The organism is Synechococcus sp. R55.7, assembly GCF_047461955.1.
Lineage (GTDB): Bacteria > Cyanobacteriota > Cyanobacteriia > Thermostichales > Thermostichaceae > Thermostichus.
The window spans coordinates 2,699-18,174 of sequence record NZ_JANSIC010000007.1; the positions used below are offsets into that span (position 1 = coordinate 2,699).

Below are 15,476 nucleotides of genomic sequence, written 5' to 3' on the forward strand. Positions count from 1 at the left end.
ATGGCTCCGGCTGTAGGTCGTGCTCAACGCCTTACGGCAATCAGAGGAAAATCACGTCTTCTATCGCTGTATGGCTCCGGCTGTAGGTCGTGCTCAACGCCTTACGGCAATCAGAGGAAAATCACACTGGGGCTCTGGGTGTAAAGTAACCACCACCCTGAGTGCTCAACGCCTTACGGCAATCAGAGGAAAATCACTGGAGACTCTCAAATACTCAGTGAAGCCGGCTGACCTGTGCTCAACGCCTTACGGCAATCAGAGGAAAATCACGCGGGGCCTTTGGTAGAGCAGTCATCGGCGCATGTCTGTGCTCAACGCCTTACGGCAATCAGAGGAAAATCACTACCCCACAGCACGCTGGATCTTCCTGACGCTCACGTGCTCAACGCCTTACGGCAATCAGAGGAAAATCACGGAGCAGGTCCTCGCCTGGGCCTTGCTAGCCCTCCAGTGCTCAACGCCTTACGGCAATCAGAGGAAAATCACGGAATTGCAAATTATCTGAACGCCCGTCTAGCTGAGTGCTCAACGCCTTACGGCAATCAGAGGAAAATCACTCGGTTCCCTCCGCCCCAGGACTTTCCACTACCACGTGCTCAACGCCTTACGGCAATCAGAGGAAAATCACGGGGATCCGGCCACCTTGCGGGATCCCTCGATCTCGTGCTCAACGCCTTACGGCAATCAGAGGAAAATCACTGGGATGAGCGAATCTTCCTTGGGTGAGACTAGTAGTGCTCAACGCCTTACGGCAATCAGAGGAAAATCACGCAAGGGTTCTAGTCTCCCGCAAAGGTTCTAGTTGGTGCTCAACGCCTTACGGCAATCAGAGGAAAATCACTAGAGACTGGCTCTTGGAGCTGACCAGCCAGGTCTATGTGCTCAACGCCTTACGGCAATCAGAGGAAAATCACTTTGGTGTGTGTGATGGCCTTGAGTCAAGTCTATTCGTGCTCAACGCCTTACGGCAATCAGAGGAAAATCACTCACCAAGAAGCAGCTCGAAGCCGCAGAAGAAGTAATGTGCTCAACGCCTTACGGCAATCAGAGGAAAATCACTATCCGATTAAAGGAATCAAGGTAAGTTGCTGTAATCAGTGCTCAACGCCTTACGGCAATCAGAGGAAAATCACCAAACTCGGCGAGCACAAGGTCAGGCTGCTCGAAAAGGTGCTCAACGCCTTACGGCAATCAGAGGAAAATCACCTGCCATACTGCTACCCAGCCTATTGAAGACACTACGTGCTCAACGCCTTACGGCAATCAGAGGAAAATCACAAGTAGAGAAGCTTCTAGACCCATACTGGAAGCAGTGCTCAACGCCTTACGGCAATCAGAGGAAAATCACCCAGATCTGCAACCCCCTACTCCCTTACATCAGTGTGCTCAACGCCTTACGGCAATCAGAGGAAAATCACTCGGCGTCAAGAGCCAGTTTTGGATAATTCTGTTCGTGCTCAACGCCTTACGGCAATCAGAGGAAAATCACAACGATAGTTAGTGTTTAGAATGAGAGTGATTGGTAGTGCTCAACGCCTTACGGCAATCAGAGGAAAATCACGATTGAACTAATTGAGCAAGGTTATTTTGCATTGTCGTGCTCAACGCCTTACGGCAATCAGAGGAAAATCACACGCGCTTGATCATGCGCGGTTCTCCATCCGAAGCACGTGCTCAACGCCTTACGGCAATCAGAGGAAAATCACGGCGCACCCCAGGATTCTTACTCTGCAAGGCTCGGATGAGCCCTTTGCAAGCATGTACCCTTATTCTATACACCAACTGCCAGCTAGAAGACAGGTCTCCTAACGCACTGGGCCCGGCAAAAGGTTTTCTCGTAAGGGAGCCGGGATTTTGCAAGCAACTCCAGGCGGTCGAAAATCCCTGGAACCCTCTTCCGACAAGACTTTCAGGTCTTTTGGGGGCTAAAGCGTCTTTCACAACGATAGATCCTTGCTTTTTAACAGATCCTGTAGCCATCCTGTCGTTCTGGCCAACTTTCTGGTCGGTTCGAGGCGAGCACCCGCTCTAAGCAGCGGTTGCAGATCCCCACAAGCAAGAGGTCATCCTCTGGTTTTAGAATTTTCTCTAGCTCCCAACGCAGTTTCTCTCGTTCTCGCAATGTTAGCCAGGCACGAAAAATTGAGTACTGAATTCGTTCTCCATATCCCTCCAATAACTTGAATGCTTTTCGCCATCGCTTCTGACAGCGAATATCGTAGCACACCAAGTAACAAACCTTATGCTCGGCCATAATCTATCTCACAACTAAGTTTCCAAACAAGTCTGCTTCGCCGTTCCACTCTTTTTCCAAAAGACGAACCTCTAGCTCTATTAAACGGCAGTAGGTAAGAGAGTAATGAGTAACTGGGTGCTTCCACTTTTCTCGCTTGCGCTCTTCGTAAATCCGAATCATCTTCTTACGTCCCTCTTCGCTGAGCCAAACTTGTTGGCCCCGTACTGTAAAATCTGCGTCTGGATCCCATTGCCGTCGGTTAACTGAGGCTACGACTGGCATATCTACAAGGGGAACACGGAAAATCTCCATCAAGTCAAGAGCCAGAGGAGGTGCTTGAGAACGAGGCTGGTGATAAAAGCCCAGGGCGGGCTCCAATCCCACCGTCAAAATAGCATTCATTACATCTTTAAGCAAAAGAGCATAACCAAACCCAAGTAAGGCGTTAAAGCGATCCTTGGGAGGTCTTCGATTTCGTCCTGAAAATCGCATTTCCTCAGGTACTGCATCAGACAGCAGATGAGGCAAGGCAGAAAAGTAGAGCGCTGCTAAGTTTCCTTCCAGTCCCAATAGACTTGACAAAGAGTCTGCCTGATCAACTTGCTTGAGCAATCGCTTCATTTGTTCGATAGCTTGTTCTACCTCCGGCGAACGCTGGGATCCCAAGCGCATTAAGAACTTGCGCTGGCTCTGGCCTCGACACCTCACCAACTTTCGGGCTAGTCTCAGGCACATTTCAGGATTGCTCAGGGCCTGATACTGTCGAATGCGGCGCTGGATGCTCCCATATCGGGGATCCAGGCTGCCGACATAGCGCCCACCTCCCGAAATTAAGTGAATTCCAATGTATTGTTCGGCGCAGAAATGAATGGCTTGAGTTGAAATTTGAGAGAAACTATGCAGCACAATTTGTCCAGTTTGCTGAGCGGAGATAAACTCTTCGCTTTGGTTTCGGTAGGTAACTTTGAGACGGGATCCACTGCGCCCTACCCGTGCCCCTGGCTCTAGAATGTGGACACATTGCCGTTCGTCATCTTCCGGGAACAGGCGAATAGGTTGCCATTCTCTGTCATGAGCTAGCCTCGCTTCTTCGGGCAAACACACGGGAGCTAAGGAGCAACCCGCACACAGCCGCTCATTGTCGGTAATTGGGGGCCGCAGAGGAGATTGGCGCAGCAGCCTCGCTTGTTCGATTGCCTGACGTACAGCTTGGCGCCCAGCATCATCAAGGGGTACGTGTACGAGCACATTGTCAGCATGGTACCGAATTCGTCCTTCGGGAATTGGGATCCCCAAAGCTGTTTCCACGAGATAGGCATAGGCCAAAATCTGCAACCGGTCACTCTCCCAGGCTTGAGGCTGATTGTCTGGATCCCGTGCTGACCGACCCCTTTTATGCTCGTAGGGAATGATCTGTCCATCACGAGTGCGCAAAGCATCCACTCTTCCCCGCAAGCCCAGTTCTTCGCTTTCTAGAAATAGATCCTCCCACTCCTCTCCCTCTTGCTTTTCCAGCTCTGTGTGTAACCGCCGACCGGCAAAAATAGCTGCGTTTTCCGTATAGAGCTCCTCGACCTCCTCTAGATAAAATAGTCGTGGGCAGTAGGCCAATGCGTGCAGTGCTGAAACACGAATCAAATCTGAATCTATCTGTGCGGGGAAATCGATTAGTGATGCCGGCATAATCTGATACTCCGAAATATGAAAATATAGAGTTCTTCAGCAATCTTAGAACAGCTTTCTCTTTGAGCAGAGACAAAACTCAGGCTCCACGCAAGATCTTCTCCTGGCAGGGTTACTAAGCTGTTCAGAAACAAGCTTTCGACTTAGGGTTGACAAGTCTGGAACTAAAGCTTGGAATTCTTGCTGCCTAGTTTGGGCAAATTTCCGTCCAGGCTAACTCCGGCACATCATCACCTTCAAGAGTTCGGAGTGAGTATCTTCGCCAGCGAGTATCCCGCGATCCCACGTGATCAACCCAATACGGCAAGGTCAGGATCCCATCCTCATCTTGAATTAGCCATCTTCCCCCTAAGGGAACTTTCTGAATTGCTGTTACCGAATTAACTAGGTCACGACTCTCTCCTAGGCTTAGTCCCCCAGATCGGTCAATTAATTCAGGATTTTCAAAGGCTCTTTCCAAGTCATGAGCAAGGGATCCCTTGACCAAAACTGCGATTTGCACATCGGTCAGCAATTGTTGGTAGTCAGGACGGGCATTGTTTGGATGCTGAATATCTTTTGTCTTAAAACGACGAAGGGTACGGATCACTGTAGAAAGCTGGGGTTGGCTCAGGAGAGCAATTGCCAGTTGGGATCCGCAATATCGATGCCGATCCCATTCTCCCAGCAAGGAAAGCAACATTCCATAAACAGTAGCCGGTGGCGGCACCGGATAAGTTTCGGCAAACTCCCTGGCCCAAGATTGACGGAAACAGGCGATAGGCACCTCAACCTGGAGCCGAATCATGCTGCCTCCTCACAAGAAATTTGCTGCCTAATCAAGCTGATAAGTTGATCAACTGTTGATTTAATGCCTGGGCTTACATGAGCACCCAACCGGTCTAGCTTCTCCCCGTCCTCAGTTTCGGCAGCGGCTCCTGCCAGCCATAGCTCTTGAGGATCTATATCCCCCACTTGCACTCGACGCACTAAGTCCGGCATGCTGATTTCTCCATCAGAGTTTTCTTCAAAACAGTAGAGCAGGCGTGGCGAAAAGTCGTGTGTCCAGCGCAGGACTATGCTATCCGGTGAAAAGTCATAGAGAAAGCGAGAGTGATTGCCGGCTACTTCCCCCAACGAAACCAGTCCGTTTAACACTTCGATTACTCGGTCTTGCCGGTGGAGCCGAGCAGGAGTCATTGCAAAGCCGTACTGATAGCGAGTAGCATGAACCTCCGTTCCGTAGAGAGAAGTGGATCCCTTCTGGCCACTTTTCGCGTTGAAGGTTACATCTCCGCTGTAGGGTCGAGTAGAAACTGCCCGAGTTACTTCCAAAACACCTCGCCGAGCAGTGGTAGTGCCCTTTGGTAACTTCTCTCCCTTCTTCCTGGATAAGTTTTCGTCTGAGGCATCTACTTTAGCCCCTTCCGCACGCATAAAGCCTAGGACATCATCATCGATATACCGCTCGGGATCAAAGTTAGGCGCTTGCCACTCGTTGTCGTTGGTTTGATCATTCCAACGTCGGTTAACTTCGCAGCCATTCCCTGAGACCTGCCAATAGTAACGCAGGGCCCAACGGATTGCTTCAGCAGAGACGGTAGTGTGCACCTCATTTTTCCAGAGGATCTTTTGCAGGGTAGTGATGTTGCCGTCATTCTCACCGCGGTTGTTGGCAGCGGTGCCGTAGCTGGTCAAAATGTTGCCAAACAGGTGCAAAGTCATAATCTTCCTCCAGGCTAGTCCTTCAAACTGAACCGTTAAGTTGTTGCTACGTCAACTTTTCACTTGACTTGCTGACTCTTGCTTTACACTTTCAGTCCTCCTCCAGCTCGGCGGGTGCAATCAAGTCAACATCATCCTCGTCAAGCTCATCCTGAAGTTCTTCCTGTCGCTCCTTGCCTTTGTAGCTGGCCAACGCTAGAAGAGCTAAGTCTCGCGCTTTTTTCCATTCCTTGGGATCCATAACTAAATCCATCAAGTCATCCCAATGCTCTTGCAGTGTCGGTATTCTTCCAGCCCGCGCCCAAAAGCTAGTAATAAACTCGCGGAAGCTTTCCGCGTTTTTGCATCGAGTCAGACCAGTGCGAATACGTATATTTTCTCTGTCGAAGTTAGTAAACTCTCCCCTATCCTGGGTTTTCTGAGATAACCGACCATAGGTAAAGCGAATGGCTTCATGACAAGCCTGAACAAACCAGCGCTCTCTGTCATCCATTTCCGTTTTCATGACCATTTCGTTTAGACCTCCGCGCTCGTAACATAGCTGCTTAAACTGCTCGTTGCTATTAACCTGCTCTGCAAATCCGGCATACCAAGAGTAACCCCTTGCCAGATTTTCAGCAATCATCTCACGAGCAAAACTTGTTGCAATGAAACTGCCTTCCTCTGCTTTTGCCTTGACGACAACTCGATCTGGTAACACTGCTTTGCAGATCTGGTAGTTTTTACAGACGCGATATTCTGCTTCTACAGTAAGTAGATCTGTGCGAGATTTTTGTTGGCTCGACCACGGAACAACACCTAGAGTTAGAACCTGACATCGTTTTACCTTAAATTCCCTAGCAGATTCTGCAATCCCTTGGTACGTCAAAAACCTAAGCCCAGCATCTCCCAAACTCGAAGCATGAAAATCCTGGTAGGCTGCATAACGAAGCTGGGGATCTTGCCGGTAGCTTGCATAGACCTCCATATCGGTAATCTCGGGAACTACCAGGGCATATTGAGCTTTCTGATCTCTCAGCCGCGAGCGAAGTATGTAGTAGCAGCAAGAAACAGGAGCGTAGAGAAGTATAAAGGCCATCTCTGGAGACTCTTCAAAGCTTGTATCCGAGGGAAATGCATTGTGGCGAACGACTGCACCAGGATTAAGCCAGCCAGCAATGCTAATTGGCTGCTTAAGCCAATTACCGTTTTTATCACATAGATTTTTGGCAAATTCCTGATGGACGTAGCTTTCTAAAGATTTATACTTGATAATGACAGGCGGATGATCCTCATCAATCTCTAAAGATTGAGTTTGCTCGCCAATAACTTTACGAGTTTTGGCATGTTGTAGAAATGTTCCCAGGATTCCTTGATGGATGACTACCTGGGAGTCTTTTCGCATCGACTTACTGTCGATCCCTCGCAATGCGATTAATCCATTATCAAGTTGGAAAGACTCTTTGAGCAACCAATCAATCACTTCAAAGTCATTCCCTTCCCAGAACAGTTGAACTTGTCGTGGCGTCAACTCCCAACTTAGTGACCCTGGGCGCTTTTCTGGTGGAATTTCCTGCTCCAGCTGCTTGAGAGTCATCCATAGTCCGGCTAAACCCGCTCGATGTAGCAGGGTTAATCCGGGGTGTCCTAGGTGCAACTTTAATTCGGTCATGGCGTACCAAATTCCTCGCTGTAGTTGATATATCCAGGCTCTGTGATGAAATAAAACCCGCGTCGTTGCCAATTCCACCACTCTGTCTTTTTATCTGGGATCCGGATTGGAATTGACCAGGCTTGAGCTTCTTGTAGAAAAGCTTGCATTCTCGATAGCTTTTGGCCCTTATCTAGAGCTTTCTTCTGTCTGACTTCAGCAGCCTTCCAAATAGCGTCTTGATCTTCTGCCAGAAGCACTGTTATCGTGTAGCCGGCCTCTCGCAGGGAACTTGGATAAGTGCACCAGTTTTGATCAAGCCATGCTGACTTCACCCTGGCAGACTCTTCCCGGCTGAGCTGAGAGATGATATCAGCCAGGTCTCGCTGGGAAATATACTCAAGTTCTCTAAGCTGTTCAAGCAGCTGCCGGCCAGTTTCTAATTCTGCTGCGCCATAGGGGAGGTGTTCGTTCCATTCGTAGAAAAGAGCTACACGGGATCCCTCCTGCTCGCTTTTCATTCTTCGATTGAGGCGACCTAATCGCTGAATTAAAGATGTCGCTGGAGCCATAGCAGAGATAAGCAAGTCTGCACTTAAATCTAAGGACATTTCACAAACCTGTGTAGTAATAGCAAGAACAGGCCCTGGCTGGCTAAAAGCGTTAATAATCTGCTCATGCTTTCTAAGTCTGTCTTTATAGCGAAACCGACTGTGATAAATTAAAACTTCGACTTTAATGTCTTGTAGTTTCTTCTGGGCTTGTTGATAAATGTCAATGCAACTGGCGACTGAATTGGTTACCCACAATACCTTTTGGTTCTCTTGAACTGCTTTAGTAACTTCCGACCAAATGGATTCGGAATTGATGGGATCCCCTTCTGATGAAATTTCTTTTATTTGATAGCGCTTCAGCTCTTCTAACTCTTGCGGTCCTTCAATGGGATCCCCAATAGGTTCACCCAACTCACTCATCACCCGTTTAATCGCCTCAAGTCGCCCTGGGGTGAAGCTGGCGCTCATCAGTAGGATAGGTGCGCCTCGAAAAGCCTGCAAAAATTTTAGCAAAGCGCCAAACATCTGACTATCATAGGCGTGAACCTCATCAAAGACAAAGGCAGATTGAACTAGAGCTGGCCAAGAAAATAGTGGTCTTCTATTGTTCTGGATTAACCCTAAAATAGAGTCCACAGTGCAGATAACCAGTTTCTTTCTCCATACTTGCAACGCTGCCAAACGAAACGAAGCACCCTCATCCTCTTCGCCTTCGCCGGTCAATAAAAGTTCTCGATCCAAATCTGCTCGTGAGTGCATCAGTGTCTTTTCTATTGGGGATCCCTCGGCATAGTCCAGGTAACCCTGAGTAGCTGTCCCGGTGGTCGGATAGCCAAAAAACAGTCGCCTTCCCGATGCCCACTTTTTCGCCCAAGCGTAGGCTCCCAAGGTCTTGCCTGTACCACAGCCTGCCTTGACCAGTGTTACTCGATGAGTGGCAGCAGCCATTTGCTCTTGGAAGGGACGCAGGGAGTTTTTTCCTAGTTTCTGGGTAATCAGTTGCTCTAATTCACTTTCTTGGAGAGCTAAACTCAAGGTATTAGAAACCCAGCTTTGCAAGTTTTCTCCCTCCACTGGCAAGACCGATCCTGCTAAATCTGCAGCAATTACTGTTGCCTTAGCAGCCGCTATTAATATCTGTCTCTCAAAGCTAAAATTTTGAGCAAAGTCTCGAAACTGATCTACCAATGCACGCAAGTGCTGTTCCAGTTGGTCTCTTTCCCAACTTGCTGAGGGTACACTTGGAATCTCTGATGGTAGCCCTAGTCTCTGCGATCCGAGCCTCAACACAGATTGAAAGTCTGGATGGCCAGTATAAACGTAAATCTCAGATCCTGAGCCATCAGACAACTCCGTAATTTTGTGAGATTCTTTGCCCTGAGAATTCACTCCTGCTTTGAGGTGATGTCCAATTGCTGTCCAGGCAGCTAAGAGGAGCTCCTCTTCAGTAAATGCTTTCTGTAGCCACTCTCGAAATGCACTGACCTGTAAAGCAAGTATGCCACTTAAAAACTCGTGTCGGATAAGTTGCCTTCTGTTATGACTTCCCCAACTCTTTTCAAGCTCTGCTTTCGAGTTAGTGTCTAGGATCGACGACTTGAGATAAACCATCTCTTGAAAATGTTGATTCGCCTTACCCCAATCATGTAAGTAAGCTCCCAGCTTGACAACAGATTCTAGACAACTTGAGTTCTCCAACCTTAGCTGCTGCTGGATGGTCTCTCCTAGGCAACCCAAAAGGACTTCAGCTGCCGATAGCACAGCCGAAACATGACCTGTAAGTTTAGCGGCACGCTTCGCCTGAGCGTACTCCTCTCTGGATTGGCACTCGGCATTCCATTGTGCTAAGGATTTGGCCAATAGAAACTTAAACATTGCAGATCCATCCTCACTTAAACGGCAAAAAGAATCCACAACCCATGCGCCGCCGGCCACCTAGCCCTACCTGCTGGAGGCGAATTGAGTCTTCTTCCTGTAGGTTCTCTACTAAGGTTGAGAAACCTACAATCGTATGCCCTTTAATTCTCAAGGTCTTGCGCAAGGGTTTCCCAGTTTTATCTTGCAGTACTGATACCCGGCCTGAGATCTTAAGCTTCTCTAACTGGTCTTGGGCAGCTTGCACAAATGGATCTGGCTCGGTGTAGCCCTTGATTGTAACAATTCGGGCTTTTAGGGAAGTGCTTGGTTTGAGAGTAAAAATCCTGGGGATCCCTAGCTGTACTTCGTGAGATCCAATCTTCAATTGCTTGCCGGCTAGCTTGTACACCTCCGGCACTGCTTCCATGGGCAGCCGAATTCTAATGTGGGAGTGCGGAGTCAGTAAGATTTTGCCTCGTCTGTCTCCAATTCCCGCTGTTGTCAAAATCCCGATGTGAGGGTTTCGGTGCAGTGTTGGTACTTGGTGGCATAGCGCCGCGAGTAGAGCGTACCCGTGATCTGCTGGGAGGGTAGTTCCTCGCACGGGCAGGCATAGGTCCACTACGGGAGCTTCGTAAGGGACATGTGTTGGGTTTGCCATTGAAGCTTCAGCAGTCATTGAGTGGCTCATCACACAGCCACCACGTGAAACATATGTAAGAAATGCTAGTGAACACAGCTCGCTTCTGTCAAGCAGCGCGCGGCGCCCCAGGGCGATCAGTGGAAAGGGCAGTCAGGGGTGCTAAGGCCTGCTGCCAGCAGCAAGGCACTTTCGACCACAGCAGCCACGTGAAAGTGCTCAACGCCCAGGGGCTTACCTCTGACAATACCACTGGTCTCAGCCCTGTTTACCCAGGAGTTGATTTTTGGAAGAGTTCTCAGAAGACAGCTGGATCCCCTACCCCCGCATAGGCAACCTCGAAGGGTAGAGCTTAGGATGGCTTGACCCATCTCCTCTTTATCAGCTCTCTCGCTGCCTATGAACCTGTCATCCATTGCCAAGCCACAGCAGCTTTCTCTTTTGCTGATTGCACTTCAGCTAACTCTGGGAGCGCCGGCGACAGCTCATCCGGTCACCAGTTCTGCAACGGACTCGACGGCGGCGGCCATTCAGCGAGTAACGGAAATTCATGGCGGAGCTGGGCCTTGGGCCGTGGTCGGCTATCGCATGGGGATGCGCGCTCTGAAAGAGCTGGGCTTGATGAGTCCAACTCCCCACACTTCTAGGAACCGTTTTCTGGTGGAGGTCATTCACGAGTCGCCGGCAGAGATCCCGTTCGTGTGCATTGTGGATGGCTTGCATGCTGCAACAGGGGCCAGTTTGGGCAAGTTGAACTTGAAGCTGGTGGAGGTCGAATCTCTTGAAAAAATGCGCAGCGTGGTCATCCACCGAGAGACCGGCAAGCGGGTGGAGTTTCAAGTTTTGCCTGAGTTTATTGACAAATACCGGAACTTGCCCCCGGAACAACTGGCGGCTGCAGGGCAGGAAGTTCTTCAACTGGCCGATGAGAAGCTTTTCCGTCTCGCCATTAGCCCATAGCAGGGAGTATCGCTGCGGGATCCCTTCGGCATTCCTGAGCCAATCAGCTCCAGACCCGAGCGGGTGGCCACCTCTGCCGGATGCTCTCTTTCTGGAACTAACTCTGATTATCGTGGGCTCGCTAGGTACCCCCTAAGGGATCCGGGCTTGAGCGAATACATCTTGAGGGATCACCTTTAGACCCGGCAGGAAATCATCTTGAATGGCTTGAGATCCCCTAAAGGTGCGCGGCGGGGCATCGGGATAGAAGACGGTGATGCTCTTGGCTTGGGGATCCACAACCCAAACCCTGGGGATCCCAGCTTCTAGATAATCGGTTGCCTTCTGAGCTATGGCTCCAAAACTCTGGCCAGGAGAAAGGATCTCGATCACCAACTCGGGAATGGCAAAACAAGGTTCATCGGTCATGGCCTCAACCGGCAACCGCTCGTTAGAGATGTAAGTAACATCAGGAACTGGGATCCAGGGCTCTGCCTTTCGTGTTAAAACAACTGCCCACTCAGTATGTGCTGACCCAGGCTTAGGACACTCAGGGCTAGAGCACCAGTCCTCCAAAATTTGCCACAACACCGGTTGGAGACGAGCATGGAAGCGTTTTGGCGACATGGGTTCGTTTTTGGAGACGGCCCGCCCATCGACTAGCTCATAGACAATATCCCCCTCCGGCAAGGCCAGAAACTGTTCGGGAGTTAGCTTTTGACCTGAAATGGACAACTCTGGAGTCGATAGCATCACAGGATCCCCGTTGTTTAGGATGGCCGAATCTCTGTCTAGGCTAGCTCTGACATCCCCCACCTTCACCGTTTTGAAACAGTTGTCGAGCAGGGATCCAAATCCAGCGGCAAGATGGCTCCACTCAATTTTGGGGGTAGAGATCCCCATCTTTCTGGCACCGGCTGAGCAGAGGATGCCACTTTTCGGGAGAGGATAGGGCAACATTCAACCCAGAACCCTCTCCAGGCAACTTGAGAAGGGGGGGCTTCCAAGCTGCAGTAGCTTGAAGATGCCCGTGCTTCAATGCTTGAAAGCCGTCATCGAGAGGATCCCTATGGCTAATACCCTTTTGACCACTCTAGGCACCAGCCCCTACAGCGAGACGGTGTATGTTTTTGGGGAGCGGAAAGCCGATAGAACCCGTTATGTTGCCAAAGCCCTCTGTCAGCTCTTTGACATCGAGAGGGTGATTGTGCTGCTAACCCAAGAAGCACATGACACCCATTGGAAGCATCTACAGGACTGCCTACCCCCCCACGTGGAGAAAATTGCCAAGGCCATTCCTGAAGGGAAAACCGAGGCAGAGACCTGGGAGATCTTCGATGTGCTGGTCGATAGCATCGAGCCCCATACGCGGCTGGTTTTCGATATCACCCACGCCTTTCGCTCCATCCCCGTACTGGTGCTCTTGGGAGCCGCCCTTTTGCGCAAGGCCAAGAATGTAAATATTCAGGGGCTGTACTACGGTCTCTATCTCAAAGACCAGCAGGAAACACCCATCATCGATCTCACCCCCGCCCTTCGTCTTTTGGACTGGCTGACGGCTACCGACAAATTCATTAGCACCGGCTCGGCCTTGGAGTTGGGCCAACTTTTGGATACAGTTCAACGGGACTTTTACCGCCAACCAAAGCTCGGCAAAAGGGATCCCAAGCCCATCCGGCTGCAGAACTTTGGCCAAGCCATCCGCAATATCTCTCGTTCCCTGGAGCTGGTAAGACCGGTCAGCCTTTTGGAGGATGACTTGCTTAGGTTGCAAAGGCACTCCACCCAGGAGTTGGCAGAAGAGGTGGGCCAATTTGCCAAGCCCTTTGGCTTGCTGTTGCAAAGCATTCAAGACAGCTACAGCCAACTGGCTTTGCCAGCAGACAGAGCTACGGATGCCAAGGCTCAAGTTCAAAAGCAATTTCAACTGCTGCGCTGGTATGTGGAGAAACGCTTCACCACGCAGGCAATTCTCTTAGCTCGGGAGTGGGTGATCTCGGCCCTCTGCTTGTGTGAGGGGCTGCCCAACTACCGCCAGCGGGAAGCGCGGCAGGAGATCGAACACCAACTGGGATCCCTCATTCCACGGGAAGACCAGCCCCAGGCGCCTCCTGACATTGCTGCCCATGTTCCCGATGTGCAGAAACTTGCCAACCTCTGGTCTCGCCTCAGCCAGTACCGCAACGATGTTGCCCATGTGCAGATGAATCCAAACCCTTTGAACAGCGAAGCTCTAGAAAGCTTTGTTTTGCAAGACCTGCTGCCTGGCCTGGAAGAGCTGTTTCCCAAATTGACCTGGGCAGAAGGGAAGTTGGAAGGGGATCTTTCCACTTCTCCGTAGGCTAAAGACATCGGTTCGCCCTCAGGTTCTGGGTTTTTGGTCAAACAACGGCTATTGAGAAATACTGAAGAAAACTGAGGGCTGGCCGGGATCAGATCGATGTTGTTTTGTAGCTTCTGTAGCCACGACATCGGGTGGCTACCGGGGTTTTGTTCCTTGTTCGAGGAGTTCCTAACTGTTCTGTTTCTCCAGCGAAAACACCATGTCTTACTACTGGCAAGCTAAGCTCTGGGGTCTGTTACATGATCCCGCCCTCAAAGCCCTACACGACAGGACTGGCCGCTCCAAGGAAGGGCTGTGGACCAGACTGGCGGCGATGCAGGGATGGTCTTCTCCCAAAGCCGAGGGATCCTCTCCCATAGGCGATGCCGATCTCATCGCCTCGGCCAGCGACCGGGCTGCCATTGGCCATTTGCCTGTAGCCATCGACTATCAAGTTGAGGATCGCAACTTGGGTCTTGGACTAGAAATGAGCCACTTGCTCTCCGGGCGCAAGCGCTTTTGGCAATTGGCCGATGACCAACACCAAGCCCTCAAGAATGCCTGCTCCCGTGCAGACTACCTGATGGAACGGGAGGAGAACGCCATCCCTGATTGGGTTCGGCAGGAGACGGATCCCCAAAAAGTGTTTTGGTGGTTTTGGCGGTGCTTTCCCCAAGCTATTTGTCAGGAGTTTGGGGATGAGAGCTTGCTGCTATTGCCGGCAGAAACCCGGCTTCCAGACGGATCCCTGTGGAGCCACGCCAGCGTCACCGCAGCCTTGGCCGGATGCTTGGCCGGCTACGAGGAGCCCACGCGACCCTTTTTGGTGAGCTTTACCTTCAACCCCATCCAGGAGCTGATCAAAGCCAGCCGCAAGATGCGGGACTTTTGGGCCGGATCCTGGCTGCTGCACTACCTTTCTGCCCGCATGAGTTGGCGGCTTGCCGAGAAATACGGCCCCGACTGTCTGCTCTACCCCAGCCTCTACGGCCAGCCATTAATCGACTACTGGCTGCGGGAGAAGTACCCCGAATTTGAAGAATGGATCCCTCAGCCTTCGCCTAACGCCCTGCTCACCGCCGGCTTTCCCAATGTGCTCCTGCTGCTGCTGCCAGAAGAGCGGGTGGAGGCGGCCATGCAGTTTGCCCAGCAGACCCTCAAGGAAGAATGGAAGCAGTTGGCCCAGAGGGTGCTGGATCACCTGCAGGGGGATCGCCGCTGGCTGAGGCAGTTGCACCCAGAGGATCCCACCTGGCAGGGGTGGCTGGAGCACCAGTGGCAGCACTACTGGGCAGCCGTGCCCTTGGGATCCCCGGCTCACTCTCTCAAGGATACCGGCATCCTTAGGCCCCCTCATGTTTCCATTGATGCGGATCCCTGGGTCAGTGCCCAAAACCGCACCTATCACCTGGGGGCTAAGCAAAAGCTCTTTGCTGATGAGGAGCTGGAGTTTCTGCGGGCTAGCTTTTGGGATCCCCAAAGACAACAGCGCCGCCAATACAAGGCCGGACTCAACGTGGGATCTTGGTGGGCAGCCGCAGTGGAGCAAAGTCGGCGGCTACAAGCCGCTTGTAAGCAGGCCCGCGATTGGCAGCTCCCCGTTGCGTTTGGGCCGCGCAGCACCGTTTCGGGCTTGGGGCCGGTGGTGCATCCCTCACCGCGGCAGGGGTGGATAACAGAAGGGGAGAGTCGGCGGCTTTGGCAGCGGCAGGCCGGGCTCTTCGATGGCCGGGAACAGCTCAATGCCACCGAAACCCTCAAGCGGGGCTTGTACAAAGTGCTGCCGGAGCTCTTCCCTGAGCTGGATGAAGACCAGATTGCCGCTTCCTACCCGGATCTCACGGCTGGGGTGGCTGGCTACCTCAAAACCCAAGGGCGACGGGAACGAGAGCACTTCGAGCAGGCCTGTC

General features: G+C 51.4%; 11 protein-coding genes and 1 CRISPR repeat array. Of the genes, 3 read left to right on the forward strand and 8 right to left on the reverse strand.

The features are described from left to right. Positions 1 to 19: 19 nt before the first annotated feature. A CRISPR array of direct repeats spans positions 20 to 1,706; the repeat unit is 36 nt; unit sequence GTGCTCAACGCCTTACGGCAATCAGAGGAAAATCAC. Between the two features lie 254 nt (positions 1,707 to 1,960). From cas2 to cas6, 7 genes are all read right to left on the reverse strand, one after another. Beyond that, on the reverse strand, positions 1,961 to 2,254 hold the full coding sequence (cas2, locus tag NW820_RS00920; RefSeq protein ID WP_414341823.1) for a CRISPR-associated endonuclease Cas2: 294 nt from the start codon (positions 2,252 to 2,254) through the stop codon (positions 1,961 to 1,963). A gap of 3 nt (positions 2,255 to 2,257) precedes the next feature. After that, positions 2,258 to 3,874, reverse strand: coding sequence for a type I-MYXAN CRISPR-associated endonuclease Cas1 (gene cas1, locus NW820_RS00925; protein WP_414406427.1), 1,617 nt, complete (start codon positions 3,872 to 3,874; stop codon positions 2,258 to 2,260). A 232-nt stretch (positions 3,875 to 4,106) separates the two neighbouring features. After that, entirely contained in the window at positions 4,107 to 4,706 is a 600-nt protein-coding gene (gene cas5, locus NW820_RS00930) for a type I-MYXAN CRISPR-associated protein Cas5/Cmx5/DevS (protein WP_414406428.1), read from the reverse strand. Further along, positions 4,703 to 5,623 (reverse strand): type I-B CRISPR-associated protein Cas7/Cst2/DevR, encoded by a 921-nt coding sequence (gene cas7i, locus NW820_RS00935; protein ID WP_414406429.1) that lies wholly within the window; start codon positions 5,621 to 5,623, stop codon positions 4,703 to 4,705. The genes cas5 and cas7i overlap by 4 nt, the downstream gene beginning before the upstream one ends. Positions 5,624 to 5,714: 91 nt before the next feature. After that, on the reverse strand, positions 5,715 to 7,274 hold the full coding sequence (gene cas8a1 / locus NW820_RS00940) for a type I-MYXAN CRISPR-associated Cas8a1/Cmx1 (RefSeq protein ID WP_414406430.1): 1,560 nt from the start codon (positions 7,272 to 7,274) through the stop codon (positions 5,715 to 5,717). Further along, a complete protein-coding gene (gene cas3, locus NW820_RS00945; RefSeq protein WP_414406431.1) occupies positions 7,271 to 9,682 on the reverse strand; it encodes a CRISPR-associated helicase Cas3' in 2,412 nt (803 codons plus the stop codon). The genes cas8a1 and cas3 overlap by 4 nt, the downstream gene beginning before the upstream one ends. A 13-nt stretch (positions 9,683 to 9,695) precedes the next feature. Further along, positions 9,696 to 10,355, reverse strand: a complete 660-nt coding sequence (cas6, locus tag NW820_RS00950) for a type I-MYXAN CRISPR-associated protein Cas6/Cmx6 (RefSeq protein WP_414406432.1) — start codon at positions 10,353 to 10,355, stop codon at positions 9,696 to 9,698. 348 nt (positions 10,356 to 10,703) lie between these two features. Between cas6 and NW820_RS00955 the strand changes: the two genes are divergently transcribed. Further along, entirely contained in the window at positions 10,704 to 11,264 is a 561-nt protein-coding gene (locus NW820_RS00955; RefSeq protein WP_414406433.1) for a formylmethanofuran dehydrogenase subunit E family protein, read from the forward strand. Between the two features lie 132 nt (positions 11,265 to 11,396). On the opposite strand, the gene NW820_RS00960 is transcribed toward NW820_RS00955, so the two are convergent. Continuing rightward, on the reverse strand, positions 11,397 to 12,146 hold the full coding sequence (locus tag NW820_RS00960) for a Uma2 family endonuclease (protein ID WP_414406434.1): 750 nt from the start codon (positions 12,144 to 12,146) through the stop codon (positions 11,397 to 11,399). Between the two features lie 166 nt (positions 12,147 to 12,312). On the opposite strand from NW820_RS00960, the gene csx2 reads away from it, so the two are divergent. Further along, complete coding sequence (gene csx2 / locus NW820_RS00965) at positions 12,313 to 13,584, forward strand: TIGR02221 family CRISPR-associated protein (protein ID WP_414328895.1); 1,272 nt, start codon at positions 12,313 to 12,315, stop codon at positions 13,582 to 13,584. Positions 13,585 to 13,786: 202 nt separating this feature from the next. Then, positions 13,787 to 15,476, forward strand: a 1,690-nt coding sequence (locus NW820_RS00970; RefSeq protein WP_414406435.1) for a type III-B CRISPR-associated protein Cas10/Cmr2, incomplete at its 3' end; no start/stop codon positions are given.